The 18,003-nt window shown below is 69.6% G+C and carries 17 protein-coding genes and 1 pseudogene; 8 read left to right on the top strand and 10 right to left on the bottom strand.

Annotated elements, in window-relative coordinates:
• The first annotated feature begins 5 nt into the window (after positions 1–5).
• Positions 6–2,348 carry a YfhO family protein gene (locus tag C693_RS0118310; protein ID WP_017463739.1) on the top strand — a complete coding sequence of 781 codons (2,343 nt, stop codon included), beginning with the start codon at positions 6–8 and terminating at the stop codon, positions 2,346–2,348.
• On the opposite strand, the gene C693_RS0118315 is transcribed toward C693_RS0118310, so the two are convergent.
• The 3 genes from C693_RS0118315 to C693_RS0118325 form a co-directional block, all read right to left on the bottom strand.
• Positions 2,274–2,681: a VanZ family protein gene (locus C693_RS0118315; RefSeq protein ID WP_017463740.1), complete on the bottom strand. Its 408-nt coding sequence runs from the start codon at positions 2,679–2,681 to the stop codon at positions 2,274–2,276. The genes C693_RS0118310 and C693_RS0118315 overlap by 75 nt on opposite strands.
• Positions 2,678–3,871, bottom strand: coding sequence for a class I SAM-dependent methyltransferase (locus tag C693_RS0118320; RefSeq protein ID WP_026107541.1), 1,194 nt, complete (start codon positions 3,869–3,871; stop codon positions 2,678–2,680). The genes C693_RS0118315 and C693_RS0118320 overlap by 4 nt, the downstream gene beginning before the upstream one ends.
• A 193-nt stretch (positions 3,872–4,064) precedes the next feature.
• Positions 4,065–6,221, bottom strand: coding sequence for a TonB-dependent receptor (locus tag C693_RS0118325; RefSeq protein ID WP_017463742.1), 2,157 nt, complete (start codon positions 6,219–6,221; stop codon positions 4,065–4,067).
• 175 nt (positions 6,222–6,396) lie between these two features.
• On the opposite strand from C693_RS0118325, the gene C693_RS0118330 reads away from it, so the two are divergent.
• Positions 6,397–7,041 (top strand): hypothetical protein, encoded by a 645-nt coding sequence (locus C693_RS0118330; protein WP_017463743.1) that lies wholly within the window; start codon positions 6,397–6,399, stop codon positions 7,039–7,041.
• Positions 7,042–7,094: 53 nt separating this feature from the next.
• Positions 7,095–7,841 carry a pteridine reductase gene (locus C693_RS0118335; protein ID WP_017463744.1) on the top strand — a complete coding sequence of 249 codons (747 nt, stop codon included), beginning with the start codon at positions 7,095–7,097 and terminating at the stop codon, positions 7,839–7,841.
• 3 nt (positions 7,842–7,844) lie between these two features.
• Here C693_RS0118335 and C693_RS0118340 read toward each other — a convergent pair whose 3' ends face one another.
• From C693_RS0118340 to tsaD, 5 genes are all read right to left on the bottom strand, one after another.
• Entirely contained in the window at positions 7,845–8,699 is an 855-nt protein-coding gene (locus C693_RS0118340) for a DUF6159 family protein (protein ID WP_017463745.1), read from the bottom strand.
• 65 nt (positions 8,700–8,764) lie between these two features.
• Entirely contained in the window at positions 8,765–9,250 is a 486-nt protein-coding gene (folK, locus tag C693_RS0118345; RefSeq protein ID WP_017463746.1) for a 2-amino-4-hydroxy-6-hydroxymethyldihydropteridine diphosphokinase, read from the bottom strand.
• Between the two features lie 3 nt (positions 9,251–9,253).
• Positions 9,254–10,525, bottom strand: a complete 1,272-nt coding sequence (locus C693_RS0118350) for a mechanosensitive ion channel family protein (protein ID WP_052329420.1) — start codon at positions 10,523–10,525, stop codon at positions 9,254–9,256.
• 117 nt (positions 10,526–10,642) lie between these two features.
• On the bottom strand, positions 10,643–11,002 hold the full coding sequence (gene folB, locus C693_RS0118355) for a dihydroneopterin aldolase (RefSeq protein ID WP_017463748.1): 360 nt from the start codon (positions 11,000–11,002) through the stop codon (positions 10,643–10,645).
• A gap of 100 nt (positions 11,003–11,102) precedes the next feature.
• Complete coding sequence (tsaD, locus tag C693_RS0118360; RefSeq protein ID WP_017463749.1) at positions 11,103–12,158, bottom strand: tRNA (adenosine(37)-N6)-threonylcarbamoyltransferase complex transferase subunit TsaD; 1,056 nt, start codon at positions 12,156–12,158, stop codon at positions 11,103–11,105.
• 78 nt (positions 12,159–12,236) lie between these two features.
• Here tsaD and rpsU point away from each other — a divergent pair, with 78 nt between their 5' ends.
• The 3 genes from rpsU to C693_RS23180 all read left to right on the top strand — a co-directional run bounded on the left by rpsU (position 12,237) and on the right by C693_RS23180 (position 13,386).
• Positions 12,237–12,452, top strand: coding sequence for a 30S ribosomal protein S21 (gene rpsU / locus C693_RS0118365; RefSeq protein WP_017463750.1), 216 nt, complete (start codon positions 12,237–12,239; stop codon positions 12,450–12,452).
• A 180-nt stretch (positions 12,453–12,632) separates the two neighbouring features.
• Positions 12,633–13,079, top strand: a complete 447-nt coding sequence (locus C693_RS0118370; protein WP_017463751.1) for a GatB/YqeY domain-containing protein — start codon at positions 12,633–12,635, stop codon at positions 13,077–13,079.
• A gap of 136 nt (positions 13,080–13,215) precedes the next feature.
• Positions 13,216–13,386 (top strand): DUF1328 domain-containing protein, encoded by a 171-nt coding sequence (locus C693_RS23180; protein ID WP_017463752.1) that lies wholly within the window; start codon positions 13,216–13,218, stop codon positions 13,384–13,386.
• 43 nt (positions 13,387–13,429) lie between these two features.
• Here the strand turns inward: C693_RS23180 and C693_RS0118380 are convergent, their stop codons facing one another.
• Positions 13,430–15,178: a S41 family peptidase gene (locus tag C693_RS0118380; RefSeq protein WP_017463753.1), complete on the bottom strand. Its 1,749-nt coding sequence runs from the start codon at positions 15,176–15,178 to the stop codon at positions 13,430–13,432.
• A gap of 70 nt (positions 15,179–15,248) precedes the next feature.
• Here C693_RS0118380 and dnaG point away from each other — a divergent pair, with 70 nt between their 5' ends.
• Together dnaG and C693_RS0118390 are read left to right on the top strand one after the other, a co-directional pair.
• The gene (gene dnaG / locus C693_RS0118385) at positions 15,249–16,982 is read left to right on the top strand and encodes a DNA primase (protein ID WP_017463754.1); all 1,734 of its coding nucleotides are present in this window, start codon (positions 15,249–15,251) and stop codon (positions 16,980–16,982) included.
• A 40-nt stretch (positions 16,983–17,022) separates the two neighbouring features.
• Positions 17,023–17,637 carry a DedA family protein gene (locus tag C693_RS0118390; RefSeq protein ID WP_017463755.1) on the top strand — a complete coding sequence of 205 codons (615 nt, stop codon included), beginning with the start codon at positions 17,023–17,025 and terminating at the stop codon, positions 17,635–17,637.
• Positions 17,638–17,672: 35 nt separating this feature from the next.
• Here C693_RS0118390 and C693_RS0118395 read toward each other — a convergent pair.
• A pseudogene (locus C693_RS0118395) lies at positions 17,673–18,003 on the bottom strand (carbohydrate-binding protein CenC); the annotation flags it as partial.

The raw sequence follows: 18,003 nt of genomic DNA on the forward strand, positions 1-18,003 counted from the left end.
CGGACATGGATTGTCTGAAACACATCGGGCCGGGTCTGCGGCAACCGCGGACCCGCCTCCTCCTCGGCGTCGCCGCGACCTGGCTGCTGCTCCACCTGCCCGTGCTCCTGGGCATCCGCGCCCTGCCGTGGGATGCGGTGGACGAGTTCTTTCCCACCGTCTACTTCAACGCCCACACCCTGCGGCAGGGCATGCTGCCGTGGTGGAACCCGTTCATCTACTCGGGTTATCCGCAGATCGCCGACCCGCAGGGCATGCTGTTCTCGCCGCTGCTGATGAGCTGGATGCTGCTGCCGCGCGACCCCGGCATGACCTGGTTCGACTGGGGCGTGCTGCTGCACCTGCTGATGGGCGGCGCGGCGATGGCAGCCCTGCTCCGCTCCTGGAACGCGAACCGGTTCGGCGCCCTGCTTGGCGCCATCGTGTTCATGGGGGGCGGCGTCGCCGCCTCCAGGCTGGAACACGTGCCGGACGTGCTGGCCTACGCCTGGTCGCCAGTCGTCCTGCTTGCACTACGCCACTTCCTGGCTGCGCCGCACTGGCGCCGGGGCCTGCTGTTCGGCCTTGCCGCTGCGGCGCTGGTCACCCACCTGGTGCAGGTCGCCTACCTGCTGGCGCTGATGATCGCCGGCTACTTTGTCGTGGCCAGTATCGCCCGCTGGCGCGCGTACCAGCCGCGCGAGCGATGGCGCTGGGTACAGGGAACAGCCGGGGCGGTCCTCGTGGCCCTCGCCGGGGGCCTGCCCCAGCTGCTCTTCAGCGGGGCCTTCGTGATGCTGTCCAACCGCGCGAGCCTGCCGTTGTCCGCGGCCGACGCCGGATCGCTGGACCCGCGCGCCCTGCTGGGTTTCCTCGATCCGAACGCGTGGCACGCACTGCGCGGGACCTACGACGGTCCTGCCAGCCGCGTCGAGGGGTTCCTGTACATCGGCGCCGTCCCGACACTGATGCTGGCGGGACTCGGGCAGGCCTGGCGGATCCCCGGACAGCGCCGTCAGCTGCTGTTTTTTTCCGCAGTGGCCGTGCTCGCCTGTCTGTACATGTTCGGCACGACTACGCCTGTCTACGGCTGGCTTTATCGCTGGCTACCCGGTCTGGAGCAGTTCCGGCGCCCGTCGGACGCGGCTTTCCTGCTCAATCTCTCGCTGGCGATCGGGGTGGGGCTCGGGGCCAGCCGGTTCGATCTCACGTCGGTTCGGAGGGTCCGCGGCGTCCTGGTGCTTGCCACCCTGTGGCTGGCACTCGCCAGCCTGCAGATGCGGGGTGATGACGTGCGCTGGCAGGCTGCGACGATCCTCGCCGCGCTGACCGCTGCGGTGGCACTGTGGCGGCTGCGGGGTGACGCGCCGCCCGCACGCGCGGCGCTCTGGCTGGTGCTGGTGCTTGTCGCCGACTACCGCTGCTTCAACCTCAACGGACGGTTCAACCAGGGACATGACAACGCCCGCCGCACGCGCGGAAGCGACGTTACGGCGTACCTGCTGCACGCGCTGCACCGCGCCCCCGGAGCCCTGCCCGGGCGCATCGAACCGGCGGGTGCCGGCATCCAGTGGGACAACTACGTGGCGGTCAGCGGCCTGCGTTCGACCCAGGGCTACAACCCGCTGCGCTACGGGCTCTATGACCGCTGGTATGGCGCGCACGAGAACGGCACGCTGCCGCGCCCGGGCCGCTCGTACAACCCGCACGCCGGGAGCCACTTCGATGACCTGCTGGGCGTGCGCTACATCGTCGCGGGTCGGGGTGATCCGCCGCTCGCGGACCGACTGGCCAGGGCGGGCCTGGCGCGGACATTCACCGGCCGCCGCTCCGAGGTCTGGATGAATCCCCATGCGTATCCCCGGATCCTGCAGCCCACGCAGGCCCTGCCGCCGGGCAGGTGGCTCGGACCGAACACCTTCGACGCCACGGATTTCTCCCGCACGCTCTGGCTGACGCCGCGCGACGCGGAGGACGCGCGGAGCGGCGAGCAGGCCGCCCGGGCCTGCACGTCGCGCGTGCGGGTGCGGGTACGTCGCATCGGCAGCAGCCGGATCGATCTCCGGACCGACGCCGACGCGCCCGGCTGGCTGGTCCTCAGCGAGCTCGATTTCCCCGGATGGGTGGCCACGGTCGACAACCGGCCGCTGCCGATCCATCGGGCCAACGCGATCTTCCGTGCCGTCTGCGTCCCCGCGGGGCAGCACACGGTCCGGTTCGCGTTCCACCCCTGGCGCATGGTGGCCGACGCATGGCGGCTGCGTCGGCAGGGCGGGGGCGAGTATCCGGACGCATCAGCCGCGGCCCCGACTGGCGAGCCACGCCTCGCCGCGGGCCAACACGCGGGACAGCGGCGTGCGCAGCAGTAGTGCGGCCACGCCGATGCCCACGGCATCGGCGAGCACATCGAAGGCATCGGCGTCGCGCGGTGGATCCAGCCACTGCGCGAACTCGATGAAGACGCCGAACGCGAGACATCCGAGCGCCGCCCAGGCCCGCGCGCCGCGCGAGGCGTAGACGTTGCCCCACCAACCCATCAGGCAGGTGAAGGTGACCGCGTGCTGCAGCTTGTCGCCTTCCGGCACCGCCAGCGTGATGCCGGGATCGGGGCGCAACGCCATCCACAGCGTCCAGGCCATGATCGCCAGGCCCAGCGCGACCCAGCGGCGATGCCAGCGCAACTGCGCGCCGGCCGGTGTCACAGTCGCGCCGCCGGACGCTCGGCGACCAGATCCTCGTCGATGGGCAGCGGATCGAGGCCGCGTGCGAACAGCATCGCCTGGAAGCGCTCGCCCATCTGCTCGGGCAGGGTCAGCCGCTTCACCTGCTGGGCCAGCCGATAGCGCGCGGCCTCGTCGGGTGCGGCGGCAAACGCCGCCTCGAACGCCCGCGGCAGGCCCGACGCCATCAGGAAGGCGGACTGCGGCAGATAGTTCACCAGCGCGAAGCCGGCCTGCCCGCCGGCCTCGGCCAGTGCAGTGAAGTCGACCGACGCGGTCAGGTCGTTGAGCCCCGGCAGGTACAGCGGATCGGCATGGGCGCGATGGCGGTAGTGCGCCATCAGCGTGCCGTCGCGCCGTCCGGGCAGGTAGTACTCGCGGCGGGCGAAGCCGTAATCGACCAGCAGCATCGCCCCGGCCTCCAGCGGGCCGGCGATCGCCGCGATCCATGAGGCGAGCTGTGGCAGCAGCTCCGAGCGATAGCCGTCGGCGAACGGCGCGCCGAGCTCGTGCTCCAGCGCACGCACGGCCTGCCCGGTGACCTCGCCGGCCGGGCGGTCCTCGCGGATCAGCCGGCCATCGGCATCGACGGCGACGACCTCCTCGAAGACGGCGCCGTCGCGGATCGCAAAACGCACCACCGGCAGGGCGTCGACCACTTCGTTGGCGAACAGCACGCCGCGCCACGGTGCGGACGGCGGCCGGTCCAGCCACTGCACCCGCGCGACCACGTCGACGGGCAGCGCGGCGGACAGGCGTTCGCGCTGGCGCTCGCGCAGGTCCGCGCTGGGCTCGAGGATCAGGTAACGACGGGGCAGCGCATCGGCCTCGTCCATCGCCCGCAGGGCGACCTCGGCGAACGCACCGCTGCCGCCGCCCAGCTCGAGGAAGTCGGCCGCGTCACCGCACGCCGCCAGCACCGGGGCCATCGCCTGCACCACGCAGCGGGCGAACAGCTCGCCCAGTTCGGGTGCTGTGGTGAAGTCGCCGGCCTCGCCGAACTTGGTGGTGCCCGCGCTGTAGTAGCCCAGCCCGGGAGCGTAGAGACAGCGCTCCATGTAGCGCTGGAACGGCATCGGGCCGTGTGCGGCGATCTCGTCACGCAGCATCGCGACAAGGCGCCCGGAGTGCGCGCGTTCGTCGGCGGAAGGTTCGGGGAGTCGGTCCTGCATGGGCGCGTCGTCGGTTGGTTGAGCGCGCAAGGATAACGGGTCGACCGGGCCGGACCGTGGCGACGAAGGGTTCCGGGCCGGACCCTGCCCAAGGGGAGGAACGGGACAGGGCCGGCCGGAACGGATCGCGGCGAGGGGCGCGCCGCGACCATCTGGCGCCCCGCTCCGGGAGGGGCGGGGCGACCGGATCGCGTCAGAAATCCTTCTGCAGCGTCAGGTACAGGCCGCGTCGCGGACCGAACTGCGGCGCACCCACGCCGATGCCGCTGCCATCGCGCAGCTCGTACACGCGGTCGAGTGCGTTGATCAGCGCCAGTTGGGTGTGCAGCTTGCCGGTGCTGGCGAAATTGAAGTCGTGCGACACGCTCAGGTTGAGCTGGAAGTAGGCCGGCAGCGAGGCGCCGTTCGGCACGGCACCGTCCCTGCGCAGGCCGCTGCCGAACAGATAGTTGGCGCCGACCCGGGTGTCGTCGCCGAAGGCGTAGCTCACGCCGCCGGACGAGGAGTACGCCTGGTCGTGGTCGAGGAAGATCCAGTGGTCGGCGACATAGGCCAGATCGTCCGGCGCGAAGTTGTACTGGCTGGTGATGACGTGCGTGCCCATCGCGCGGCTGGCCGCGAGGTTGAAGTACGCACTGAGCGGACCGTTGTCGTAGTTGGCAGTGAACTCCACGCCCTTGATGCGGCCCTTGGCGTAATTGAAGGTGGAGTACACCAGTGCGGCGCCGAACTGGCCTTCGTCCTGCAGGCGCTGCACCTTGCGGTAGTAGGCATCCAGGCCCAGCGTGAGGTGGGCGCCGATGTTCTGCGAGACACCCGCGTCGAAGTAGTCGGCGCGCTCGGACAGCGGCGTGTTGTCGCCGTTGTCGGGCAACTGGTTGGTGGTGCCGTTGAACTTGCTGATGTTGGCGGTAGTGATCGCCTCGGTCGCCGGCGGCGTGAAGTAACGCGCATAGCCGGCATGCAGCACGGTCGTGTCGGTGGCCTGGTACACCGCACCCAGCCGCGGGCTGAGCTGGCTCTCGGTGCGGAAGGCTTTGTACTGGTCGCCGCGCAGGCCGTAGTTCACCGTCAGCTTGTCGCCGATGCTCCATTCGTCCTGCACGTAGGCCGACCAGGTCTTGGCGGTGATGCGGTTGCCGTCGAGGATGTTGATCGGCGTGGTGCTGGTGGGGTTGCCGTTGGCATCGGCCGGGAACACCCATGCGTTGTTGCTGCTGGGCGCGCGCTCGAAGCTGCCGTAGACGCCGTAGCGCAGCGTGTGGCTGTCGCCCAGCGGGGTGGCGAAGTCAGCCTGCAGCGTGCTGGCGCGATTGCTGCGGTCGATGGTCGAGGCGACGCCGTTGAACATCAGGTCGCCGATCAGGTCCGGCGTGAAATCGAGGCTGGAATAGCGCTGGCCCAACGCCACCTGGTAGTCGGTTTCGCCCAGCTTGCCCTGCAGCGACAGCACGCCGAAACGGGTGGTCTCACGCTGCCGCTCGTTGAGGTCGGCGGAGTTGAAACCGGTCTGGCCGAGATAGCCGAAGCTGGGCTGCTGGTCCGGGTTGTTGGGAATCTGGAAGCGGCTGTTCGCCGCGCCGAACATGAAGCTCAGTCGGGTGTCGTCGTTGATCAGGTAGGAAACATCGCCGAACGCCTTCACCTGGTTGGTGTGGTCGTGGATCGGCTTGCGGCTGGCCGTGGGATTCTCCACGCCGACGTCGCTCTCCAGATAGTTCGCGGTGAGGAACCAGCTCCAGCGGTCCTTGCTGCCCCAGATCGAGGCATTCGGGTTGAGCGTGCCAAACGAGCCACCAGTGACGCCGACACTGCCGCCGTTGCCCAGGTCGTGCCCGTTCCTGGTGGTGATGTCGACCACCGCGGCCGTGCGCAGCCCGTACTGCGCCGGCAGCGCGCCATCGAGCAGCTTCACGTTCTCGATGGTGCGCGTATCCAGCGTCTGGCCAAAGCCGGAGATCGACTCGGGGATGATCACCCCGTTGATGCGGTATTGCAGGTTGGCGTGGTCGCCGCGCACGTGCAGTCCGCCGTAGGAATCCTGCACCACGCCCGGCGCCTGCAGCACCACCTGGTTCAGCGGCGTGGCCGCACCCAGCGGCAGCTGGGCGATCGCCTTGCGGTCGATCACGTACTGGCTGGAACCGGTGTCCGGCGACAGGGCGTTGCGCGCCTGGTCGAGCACGGCGCTCACGTCCACCGAACCGAGCTGCTTGATCTGGACCGGCTTGTTGCGGGCCGCCGGCGTGTTCGACGGCGCGTCGCCCGGCGTCGCGGGTACATCGGCGGCAAAGGCGGAAGATGCGCCCAGGGCGCAGGCAAGGCTGAGGGCAAGCAGGCGAGGAGTCATGAAACGTCCAGTGAGCGGGGAAAGGGAGCGGCTTCGCATTATTGATACGTTATAACATTGCCAATTGCAGCGGAAGCCTCACACCCCCGAAAGTCATGGTCCGGGCAAGATCGTTGGCAACGCTTCATCGGCCGGTGCCGACACTTGCGTCCCGCCTGAAGCCCGAGGAGGCACCATGAACCCGCCCGACCGCTCGCTGCCGGTGCCCTACCAGCCCGGCGCCCACGACCGGGTCACCCAGGCCTTGCTGGACTTCGTCAGTCGCATTCCGGCGGCCGAGGTCGGGCCAAGCGCCGACCCGCTCGCCGACGCGCGTGCGCTCGGTCAACGAGCGGCGCGCCGCGCCGCGGTCACTGCCGGTTCGCTGGCCCTGCCGCCGGGACCGCTGGGCTGGATGACCGTGCTGCCGGAACTGATTGCGATCTGGCGGATCCAGGCGCAGATGGTCAGTGACATCGCCGCCAGCTTCGGCAAGCAGGCCTCGCTCGGGCGCGAGCAGATGCTGTGGTGCCTGTTCCGCCATACCGCCGCGCAGGCCTTCCGCGACCTGGTGGTGCGCATGGGCGACCGCCTGCTGTTCCGCCGGGTCACCTACACCGTGGTCGAGCGCATCGCCAAGCAGGTCGGCGTGAAGGTGGGGCAGCGCGCGGTTGGCGCCGGCGTGTCGCGCTGGTTGCCGGTCGTCGGTGCGGTCGGCGTCGGCGCGTACGCTTACTACGACACCCGCCAGGTCGCGGCGACGGCGATCGCGCTGTTCGCGGCCGACGTGGCCTTCGTCGATGCGACCGCCGCGGGCGAGACCGCGACCACGCCCCGATGAACTGTCACGCGGTTTGCGGCAAGCTGGTGCGATCCACCTGAGCGGAAGCGCCCATGAGCCCACCCCATCCCCGTCCGGTTGCGCTGATCACCGGCAGCGGTCGTCGCGTCGGCGCAGTGATCGCGCGCACCCTGCATGCCGCCGGCTACGACCTGGTGCTGCACTACCGCCATTCGGCCGACGCGGCCGAGGCGCTGGCCGCCGAACTCGGGCAGCAACGCGAGCAGAGCGTGCAACTGGTGCATGCCGAGCTGGCGGCACTGGACATGCTGCCCGAGCTGGTCACCGCCGCGCTGTCCCGGTTCGGCCGGCTCGACGCGCTGGTGAACAACGCGTCGGCGTTCTATCCCACACCGGTCGGCAGTGCCACGCAGGCACAGTGGGACGAGTTGTTCGCCTCAAACGCACAGGCGCCGTTCTTTCTCGCCCAGGCCGCCACGCCGGCGCTGCGCCAGGCCGGTGGCGCCATCGTCAACCTGGTGGACATCTACGCCGAACGGCCGCTGGCCAACCACCCGGTGTACTGCATGGCCAAGGCCGCGCTGCTGGCGATGACCCGCTCGCTGGCGCTGGACCTGGGCCCGCAGGTGCGGGTGAACGCGGTGGCGCCGGGCGCGGTGATGTGGCCCAGCGAAGGCAAGGCGTACGACGACAAGCAGGCCATGCTCGAACGTACGCCGCTCAAGCGCGCCGGCACGCCGGAAGACGTCGCCAGCGCCGTGCTCTGGCTGCTGCGCGACGCCCCGTTCGTGACCGGCCAGGTGATCCGCATCGACGGCGGACGCACGCTGTCGGTGTGAGCCTCAGCCCTTGGAGCGGAACGCCTGCTCCAGCAGGGCCGGCGGGAAGCCCGCGCCTGCCTCGCCCTCTTCGGCATAGCGATACAGCGCTGCCGCGTAGACGCCCTGCAGCGAGGACTGCACCAGCGCCAGAACGATGAAGGCCAAGACCACGATGGCGACCGCGGTCACCCCTGCGACCATCGACTGCGTGGCGAACGCCCCGACCACCAATGCCACCGAAACCAACGCCAGCAGGAAGCCGATCAGCCCGAACACCACACTGAGCCCGGCATTGCCGATCAGGTTCTCGCCCCAGGTACGACGCAGCAGCTCGACGCTGCGCTTGACCGCATCCACCGGTCCGATGCCCTCGCCGGCGAGCACCGGCACCACCAGGAAGGTGGCCACGGTCCAGGCCAGACCGATCAACCCGACGATGAAGCGGCCGATCAGGCCCAGCCGTTCCTGCACCATGCGCAGCAGCAGGCCCACCGTCGCCGCGATCAGGGCATAGCCGAAGATCGCGCCGATGCGTGAACCGGCCAGCGCCAGGCCCTCGCTCACGCTGGCCTCCTCGCCACGCAGGCGCTTCAGCGCCACGCCCGCCAACGCGGTGTTGAAGAAGATGATCACGAAGTACTGCACCAGGTAGAACGCGAACAGCAGCGTCCAGGAGGCGGTCGACAGCCCGTGCTTGTACTCCACGCCGAGCCGCTCGCCCTCGAGCGTCATACTGGCCACCGGGATCAGGAAGCTGGCCATGACGACCAGGCTGCAGATACCCGACAGCAGCGGAAAGACCAGCAGCGATTTGTCCGAGCGCAACACTCCTGCGCTCGCCTTCATCAGCTCCCAGCTACGCGCGAACTTGCCCATGGCTTCCCTCCCCCGTGGTGAAGGCGCCATTGTGCCGCAGCCGCAGCCGCGGCGGGATGCCTGCCTCAGGCCAGCGGCTCGACGGTCATCGGGGCCGTGTCGGCCGGGAACGCCGCCCACAGTTCCGCCATCGAGCGGCCGGAGACCGGATGCACGAAGTCCGGCGCGATGTCGGCAATCGGCCTCAGCACGAACGCATGCTTCAGCTCGTCGCGGGGCACCTGCAGGTGCCCCGGGCCCTCGGTCACCAGCTGGCCGTAGAACACGATGTCCACGTCCAGCGTGCGATCGGAGAAGCGAGGTACGTCCCGACGGCGGCCGTGGCGGTCCTCCAGCGCGTGCAGCCAGTCATTGAGCTCGCCCGGCGGCAGGTCGGTGTCCAGTCCCACCGCCAGGTTGACGAAATCCGGCCCGTCGAAGCCGACCGCGCGGGTCCGGTAGGCCGGCGAGACGGCCAGCGGACCGAAGCGCGCGCGCAGTTCGTCGATGGCTGCGGCGAGGTGGCGGTGCGGTTCGACGTTGGAACCGAGGCTGAGATAGACGCGCGGCATGGTTCAGTCCCGGGCCGGGGCAGGAGCCGGCTGGCCCGGGGGGCTCGACAGGCCGCCCAGCGCCGCGCGCAGGTCGTGACCGGTCGGCGGCTGGTACAGCGCCAGGCCAAACTCCGGCAGCAGCGCATAGAGGTGGTCGAAGATGTCGCTCTGGATGCCCTCGTAGGCGGCCCAGTCGGTGGTGTTGGTGAAGCAGTACAGCTCCAGCGGGATGCCCTGCGCGTCGCTGGCCAGCTGCCGCACCATGCAGGTCATCTGGTGATGGATACGCGGGTGCTCCTTCAGGTAGGCGCTGACGTAGGCGCGGAAGCTGCCGAGGTTGGTCAGCCGGCGCCGGTTCACCGCCTGCTCGCCGGCCTCGCCGAGGCTGCGGTTCCACTCGGCCAGCTCGCTGTGCTTGGCGCCCAGGTACTCGCGCAACAGGCGGAAGCGGCCCAGTCGTTCAAGGCCCTCGGCATCGAGGAAATGCACGGTGGCCGCGTCGACCAGCAGCGCGCGCTTGATCCGCCGTCCGCCCGACTCGGCCATGCCGCGCCAGTTCTGGTAGCTCTCGGAGATCAGCTTCCAGGTCGGGATGGTGACGATGGTGCGGTCGAAGTTGCGCACCTTCACCGTGTACAGCGTGATGTCGATGACGTCGCCATCGGCGCCCGCGCCAGGCATGGTGATCCAGTCGCCGACCCGCAGCATGTCGTTGGAGGCGAGCTGGATGCCGGCGACGAAGCCCAGGATGGTGTCCTTGAACACCAGGATCAGCACCGCCGACATGGCGCCCAGGCCGGACAGCAGCAGGCCGATCTTCTTGTCGGTGACCGCGCCGATGATCACCAGCGTGCCGATGATGAACAGCAACAGCTTGCCGAGCTGGATCACGCCCTTGATCGGCCGCTGCGCGCTGCCCGGCGAGGCGCGGTACATGGTCTCCATCGCGGTGAGCGAGGCGCTCAGCGCCATCACCAGGAACAGCACCATCAAGCCCAGTGCCACGTTGCCGCCCAGGCGACCCAGCGTCGGCGGCAGATCCGGCACCAGCGGCAGGCCGAACTGCACCACCACGGTCGGCACCAGCCGCGCGACCCAGCGGAACACGCCGGCCTGGAACAATTCGTCGTCCCATTTCCACACCGTGCGCACCGCCATCGTGCGCACCACGCGGAACAGGATCAGTCGCGCCAGCAGGCCGGCCAGCCAGGCGACCACCAGCAACGCCGCGACGCCGATCGCGGTGTGCATCCAGGGCGCACGCGCCCACTCAGGCAGGGAATCCAAACTCATCTCCTCGGGCATCCCCGGGCACCGGGGGTGCAGGCACGCCGGCGCCGGTTCGGTGGCGGGGAACGCGCGCGCGGCCCACCCGGGCCGCGCGGCGGGCGCCCATGGTACCAGCGGCGGCTACTGCGGCCGGACGCCGCGCTCGATGCGCACACCGACCGCCTTCGCCCCGCGCACGGCGCCGGGCTTGGACAGCTTCAGCCGCACCCAGGCCACGCCGAACTCCTCGCGGATGATCGCCGCGCAGCGCTCGGCGAGCGTCTCCACCAGCCCGAAACTGGATTCGCCCACGTAGGCCATCAGCCGCTTGGACACGTCCTTGTAGTTGAGCGTGTCGGCGATGTCGTCGGTCGCCGCCGGACGGGTGTTGTCGAACGCCATCTCGATGTCGAACGACAGCGTCTGGCGCACCCGCCGCTCCCAGTCATAGATGCCGATGACGGTATCGATGCGCAGGTCTTCGATGAAAACGATGTCCATGGGCGGCCGGGAGTCGGGAAGGGGAATGGGGAATCGTAAGAGCGACGGGCGTTCTACGCGAAACGCAGGGGCTTCCGATGCCCGCCCATCGAATCCGGGCTCAAACGGCCGGCGGCAGGCTTTCCAGGTCCCAGCGCGGGAACACCTGCACGGTGGCGTCCTGGTGCTGGCCGTGGGCCAGCCGGATCGCGCCGGCCAGCGCGATCATCGCGCCGTTGTCGGTGCAGAACGCCAGCCGCGGAAAATAGGTGCGGAAGCCGTCCTGGTCGCCGGCCGCGGCCAGTTCGGCGCGCAGGCGGCGGTTGGCGCCCACGCCGCCGGCGATCACCAGCCGCGCCGCGCCGGTGGCTTCCAGCGCGCGCCGGCACTTGATCACCAGCGTGTCGACGATCGCCTCCTCGAAGGCCAGCGCCACGTCGGCGCGGGTCTGCTCGGTCCGGTCGCTGCCCTGCCAGGCCAGCAGCACCTGGGTTTTCAGGCCGGAAAAGCTGAAATCCAATCCCGGCCGGTCGGTCATCGGCCGCGAGAAGCGGAACGCGCCCGGCCTTCCCTGCCCGGCCAGCGCGGCCAGCGCCGGGCCGCCGGGATACGGCAGGCCCATCAGCTTGGCGGTCTTATCGAAGGCCTCGCCGGCGGCGTCGTCCAGCGTGTCGCCGAGGATGCGGTAGCGGCCGATGCCGGCCACTTCGACCAGCATCGAATGCCCACCGGACACCAGCAGCGCCACGAACGGCGGCTCGGGCGGATCGGCTTCCAGCAGCGGCGCCAGCAGGTGGCCCTCCATGTGGTGCACACCCACCGCCGGCACGCCCAGCGCCCAGGCCATCGCCCGCGCCGCCGAGGCGCCGACCAGCAGGGCGCCGGCCAGCCCGGGGCCGGCGGTGTAGGCCACGCCCGCCAGATCCTGTGGTTCCAGACCGGCCGCGGCGAGGGTCTCGCGTACCAGCGGCATCAGCTTGCGCACGTGGTCGCGGCTGGCCAGTTCCGGCACCACGCCGCCGTAGTCGGCATGCAGCTTGATCTGGCTGTACAGGGTGTGGGCCAGCAGGCCCTCGCCGGGCGCCTCCGGCTGCCAGCGCAGCAGGGCCACGCCAGTCTCGTCGCAGGAGGTCTCGATGCCGAGCACCGGACCGGTGACGGCTGGCCCTGCGGGCACCTTTGAAAAATCCGTGTTACCCAAGTTATACTTCGCGGCTCGCCCGATCAGACGGGCAGATTACCACCCGGAGATTCCATGCCCAACGTTAAAGTTCGCGAGAACGAGCCGTTCGAGCTTGCTCTGCGCCGTTTCAAGCGTACCTGCGAAAAGGCCGGTGTGCTTGCCGAAACCCGCAAGCGCGAGTTCTATGAAAAGCCGACCCAGGAGCGCAAGCGCAAGCGCGCTGCCGCGGTGAAGCGTCACCTGCGCCGCCTGTCGCGCGACACCACGCGCCGTACCCGCCTGTACTGAGTCACGGCGTCCGCCCCGCGCGGACGTCCGGGCCGCGGCGCCTCGAGCGCCGGTCACGGTCCCTCGGCAGCTGGCGCGTCGATCCGCCGCCGCTGCGACAGCACCAAGCACTGGCCGACGCTGCCCCGCGCAGCGCCGGCCTTGTGCGTTTGTGCCCCCCCTTGCCCGGAGCCCTTCGCGATGTCGACCAAGCAGCAGCTCACCGAGGACATGAAGGCCGCCATGCGCGGCGGCGACAAACACAAGCTCGGCGTGGTCCGGCTGATCCTGGCCGCGATCAAGCAGCGCGAGGTGGACGAGCGGATCGAGCTGGACGACGCCCAGGTGCTGGCCGTGCTGGAAAAGATGGTCAAGCAGCGCAAGGACTCGATCAGCCAGTACGAGGCCGCCGCCCGCGAGGACTTGGCCGAGGTCGAGCGCGCCGAGATGGCGGTGATCGAGACCTACCTGCCGGCCAAGCTGGACGACGCCGAGCTGGACGCGCTGATCGAGGCCGCGATCGCCGAAACCGGCGCCAGCTCCGCCCGCGACATGGGCAAGGTGGTCGGCGTGGTGAAGGCCAAGGCTGCCGGCCGCGCCGACATGAGCGTGGCTTCGGCCCGCATCAAGGCACGCCTGGCCGGCTGAACCCCGCCGCCCCGCGGACCGGTGCGCCCGTCGTGAGCCGGTCCGTCACATCGCCCAGCACCGGCCTTCACGGCCGGCCGTCTACAAAGGTGCCCTTGTCCAACGGCGGCCGCGCCGCGGCCGGAGGGGAACCTGCATGTTGAAGTGGGCCATCATTTTCGCCGTCATCTCGCTGGTCACCGGCCTGATGGGATTCCGCGGCGTCGCCGGCGTCACCGGCACCATCGCCAAGGTGCTGTTCGCGATCTTCCTGATCCTGTTCCTGATCGCCCTGCTGGCGGTGATCGGCGTGCTCCACATCCTCTAACGGCAGCTGGCCGGGAGGAACGCTCCGACCGCCCCTCCCGCATTCAGTCGCCGCCGTCGCCGGCCAGCAGGGTGGCGGCCCGGACCAGCGCCGGATCGCGTCCCGCACGCAGGTCGTCGAGCGTGGTCGCCACCGGCACGTCCGGCGCGATCCCGGTACCGACGAAATCGGTGCCGTCGGGCCAGGTGTCACGCTTGGCGCAGATCCGCGCATGCCCGCCTCCGGGCAGGTCGATCTGCAGCGGCTCGCCGGTGCTGCCACCGGTGGTCTCGCCGATCAACAGACCTCGCTTCATCAGCTTGAACGAAACCACGAAGTCCTCGCCGGCGGAGAACGTCCGCGGGCCGGCCAGCACGGCCACCGGGCCCCGGAAATGCACCTCGCGCGGCTGTTCGAACGGCCTCGACGCCAGGGCCCGCCAAGCGACATAGGAGCCGCCTCCGGCGCGGAATGCCGGGACGTACTCGAGCGAACGGTGCGCTTCCCCCTGGATCGGCTGGTCGGAGAGGTAGGAAAGGATGTCCAGCCCATAGGAATCAGACCCGCCACCGTTGCTGCGCACGTCGAGGATCAGGCCCTTGGCGGCGAGGATCTGCGGCAGGTGCTCGGCGAACGCCCTCGGCCCTGCATCATCCGCGAACTCGTTGACGGCGAGATAGGCGATGTTCCCCGGCAGCATCCGCCACTGCACCGCCGCAAGGCGGCTGGCACGGGGATCCCGCTCGCGCGAGAGGTCTGCCGTGTAGGTGCTGCCATCGGCGTGGCGCAGATTGAGCCGTACCGGCTTGCGATGATCGCCGGACAGCAGCTGGTAGTCGTACATCCGTACATGCCGATCCTGCGCCGTGGAGCTGCTGACGTAGGGTGCGACACGCGTGCGGGCGTACTGCCGCACCGGCTCGCCATCGATCGCGAGCAGTTCGTCACCGACCCGGAGGCCCTTGGCCGCCACCGCCGGACTGCCCACCCAGGTCACCGCTACCTGCCCGCCCTCGAGCAGCGCGGTGCGCAACGGCGGTCGGGCGTAGAACTCGTTGGCGATCGCATCCGGCGGGTCGATGTCCGTGTGGCCATCGTGCAGCAGCGGGGCGAAGCGCATCATCACGTCGTAGTAGTCGTGCAGCGACTTGGCGGCGATCACCCGGGGCAGGAAATCCAGGTAGGCCTGGTTCCAGTCCAGCCCGGGCACCTGGTCGAAATAGACGAAGTTGTAGCGAGCCTCGGACCAGAACAGCGACAGCCCGGCGACGCGCTGCGCCTCGGTCAGGCCGGAGGCGGGCAATGGCATCAGCGCAGAAGCCTTCCAGCGTCGGTCGATCCGCCGCAGGTCGGCGATCAGCGCCTGGAAGCGCGGTTCATCCTGAAGCGGCTTCAGGTCCGGCATCTTCAGCAGGAAATCGGCGTAGTCGGCATACCGGGGCCCGCGGCGCAGGCGTTCCAGCGCACCCAGTGCCGCGGCACGATCACCCAACACCACTTCGGCGACGGCCTGCCGCAGCACCGCGTCGAAGCGGCGATCCTCGGCACGCCCGAGCAAGACCACGTCATCGCGCAGGCCGGCTTCCAGCGCGCCCAGCTCGGCCTGCGACTGCACGGCCAACTGGAGCGCCTTGCGCGCATCGTCACTGGAAGGGGCAGGCCCGTGCGGCGGATGGAGAAGCCGGTAGGCCTCGTTGTTCAGATCCTGCACGTGTGCGTAGCGTTGGGCAGGCGTCTCGGCGACCTCCCGTGCCTGCAAACCGCCGGCCAGCACCAGCAGCATGAATCCCCCGATCAGCCAGCGTCCCTGCATCTCCCCCTCCCTCGCTCCATCGATCCGTGCGGCGGCCATCCGCCGTTCCAGCGGCTAGACTAGCAAGCCCATGCGCGGCCGTATTCCCGACAGCTTCATCGATGAACTGCTTGCCCGCGTCGACATCGTCGACGTGATCGAGCGGCGTGTGCCGTTGAAGAAGGCCGGGCGCGAATGGACCGCCTGCTGTCCGTTCCACGACGAGCGCTCGCCGTCGTTCTACGTCAGCCCGGCCAAGCAGTTCTATCACTGCTTCGGCTGCGGCGTGCACGGCAGCGCGGTGAAGTTCCTGATGGAGTACGAGCGGCTGGAATTCCCCGACGCGGTGGAGGAGCTGGCCCAGTCGGTCGGCCTCACCGTGCCGCGCGAGGGCGGCCGCGACGAGCGCCCGCGCGAGGACAAGACCGACCTCTACGCCCTGCTCGACGCCGCCGCGAACTGGTACCAGCAGCAGCTGCCGAAGAGCACCGACGCACAGGCCTACTGCAGGAAGCGCGGGCTCGACGCCGACACCATCGCGCGCTTCCGCCTCGGCTGGGCGCCGGCCGGCTTCGACGGCGTGATCAAGGCGCTGGGTACCAACGAGAAGCGGCTGCAGCTGCTCAACGAAGCCGGCATGGTCGCCAGCAACGAGCGCGGCAACAAGTACGACCGCTTCCGCGAGCGGCTGATGTTCCCGATCCTCGACCGCCGCGGCCGGGTGATCGCCTTCGGCGGCCGCGTGCTGCAGAGCGAACAAGGCCCGAAATACCTCAACTCGCCCGAGACGCCGCTGTTCCACAAGGGCCGCGAACTGTTCGCGCTGTGGCAGGTGAAACAGGCCAACGCCAAGCTCGAGCGCATCGTGGTGGTCGAGGGCTACATGGACGTGATCGCCCTGCACCAGGCCGGCCTGCCGATCGCGGTGGCCACGCTGGGCACGGCGACCACGCCCGAGCACACCGAGATCCTGTTCCGCGCCGCACCCGACGTGGTGTTCTGCTTCGACGGCGACCGCGCCGGTCGCGCCGCCGCGTGGAAGGCGCTGGATGCCGCGCTGCCGCGGCTGCGCGACGGCCGCCAGGCCTACTTCCTGTTCCTGCCCGACGGCGAGGACCCGGACTCGCTGGTGCGCAAGGAAGGCAGGGAAGGCTTCGAGAAGCGGATCAAGGAAGCCACGCCGCTGTCGGACTACTTCTTCGGCGAGCTGTCGCACGACGTCAACCTGTCCAGCCTCGACGGCCGCGCGCGACTGGCCGAACGAGCGCGCCCGCTGATCGCGCGGCTGCCCGACGGCGCCTTCCGCGACCTGATGGCGCAGGAGCTGGAAAAACGCAGCGGTGCCCGCGCCCAGTTCGAGACCCCGCCACCGCAGCGCGCGGTGCAGCGACCGGTCGCGGTGCAGCGCTCGCTGGTGCGCAGCGCGATCGCCCTGCTGCTGGGCCAGCCCGGACTGGCGGACGAGGTCGCCAAGCCGTATGGCTTCCTGCGCCTGGACAAGCCCGGGGTGGAGCTGCTGGCCGAACTGGTCGACCTGGCCCGCAGCCGGCCAGGCGCCAACCCGGCGAGCCTGGTCGAACACTTCACCGGCCGCCCCGAGTACGCCGCGCTGCAGAAGCTGCTGGCCGCCGCCACGGTGGGCGAGCCGGAGGCGCAGCGGATCGAGTTCCTCGACGCGCTGTCGCGGATGGAACAGCAGGCGGTGGCACAGCGTCGCGACGCCCTGGTGGCGAAGAGCCGCGACGGCGGCCTGACCGACGCCGAGAAGACCGAGCTGCGCGCACTGCTGGCGGCCAAGCACACCCCCGTGGCGGCACCGGAATGACACGTGGAGACGCCGATGCCGCGCAGGCGATGGAGCGCTGATGAATCTGCTTGAGCGGCTGGTCGGCATCTTCGCCGAACACGGTTACCTGTCGGTGTTCATCGCACTGCTGCTGTGCGGTGCGGGCGTGCCGCTGCCGGAGGACATCACCCTGGTCGCCGGTGGCGTGATCGCCGGGCTCGGCTACGCCAACGTGCACGTGATGGTGGGCGTGACGATGGTCGGCGTGCTGGTGGGCGACGCCACCATGTTCATGCTCGGCCACCATTTCGGCGGCCGCATCCTGCGACTGCGGCTGTTCGCCTGGCTGCTGCCGCCGGCCCGCTACGCCAAGGTGCAGCAGAAGTTCGAGCGCTACGGCAACCGGCTGATGTTCGTCGCGCGTTTCCTGCCCGGCATGCGCACCGCGGTGTTCATCACCGCCGGTGCCACCCACCGCGTGTCGTTCTGGCGCTTTCTGCTGCTGGACGGGCTGGCCGCGCTGATCAGCGTGCCGCTGTGGGTGTACCTGGGCTACCTGGGCGCGGACAACCGCGCGTGGCTGACCAAGTGGATCCATCGCGGTCAGGGTGGCCTGTGGATCGTGCTCGGCGTGGTGCTGGTGCTGGCCGCGTGGCTCTGGTGGCGCCGCCGCCAGCGCTGCAACGAGGAGTGAGGCGGGAGGCTTCCGCAGCCTCCCGCCCGAACCGCTTACTGCGTCTTCACGCTGACGTCGTCGACCACGAACGAGGTCTGCATCGAACCGTCTTCCACGCCGTAGAAGTTCACCTGGATGGTCTGGCCCTTGTACGCCCCCAGGTCGATCGTGTGCAGCGCGTAGCCGCTGGCCGCATTGGCGTTGGAGTAGGTGGCCAGGGTGATGTACTTGCCGGTCGAGGTGATCGCCTGCACCTTCAGCGTGTCGTAGGCGGTACTGCCCGACTCCGCGGTATCGATGTGCAGGTAGAAGCTGAGCGTGGCCGAGCTGACCCCGGACGGAATCGTGATGCTCTGCCGCACATAGTCGGTATGGCTCCAGCCG

Origin of the sequence: Dyella ginsengisoli LA-4 (genome assembly GCF_000334915.1) — a bacterium.
Taxonomy (GTDB): Bacteria; Pseudomonadota; Gammaproteobacteria; order Xanthomonadales; family Rhodanobacteraceae; genus Dyella_A; species Dyella_A ginsengisoli_A.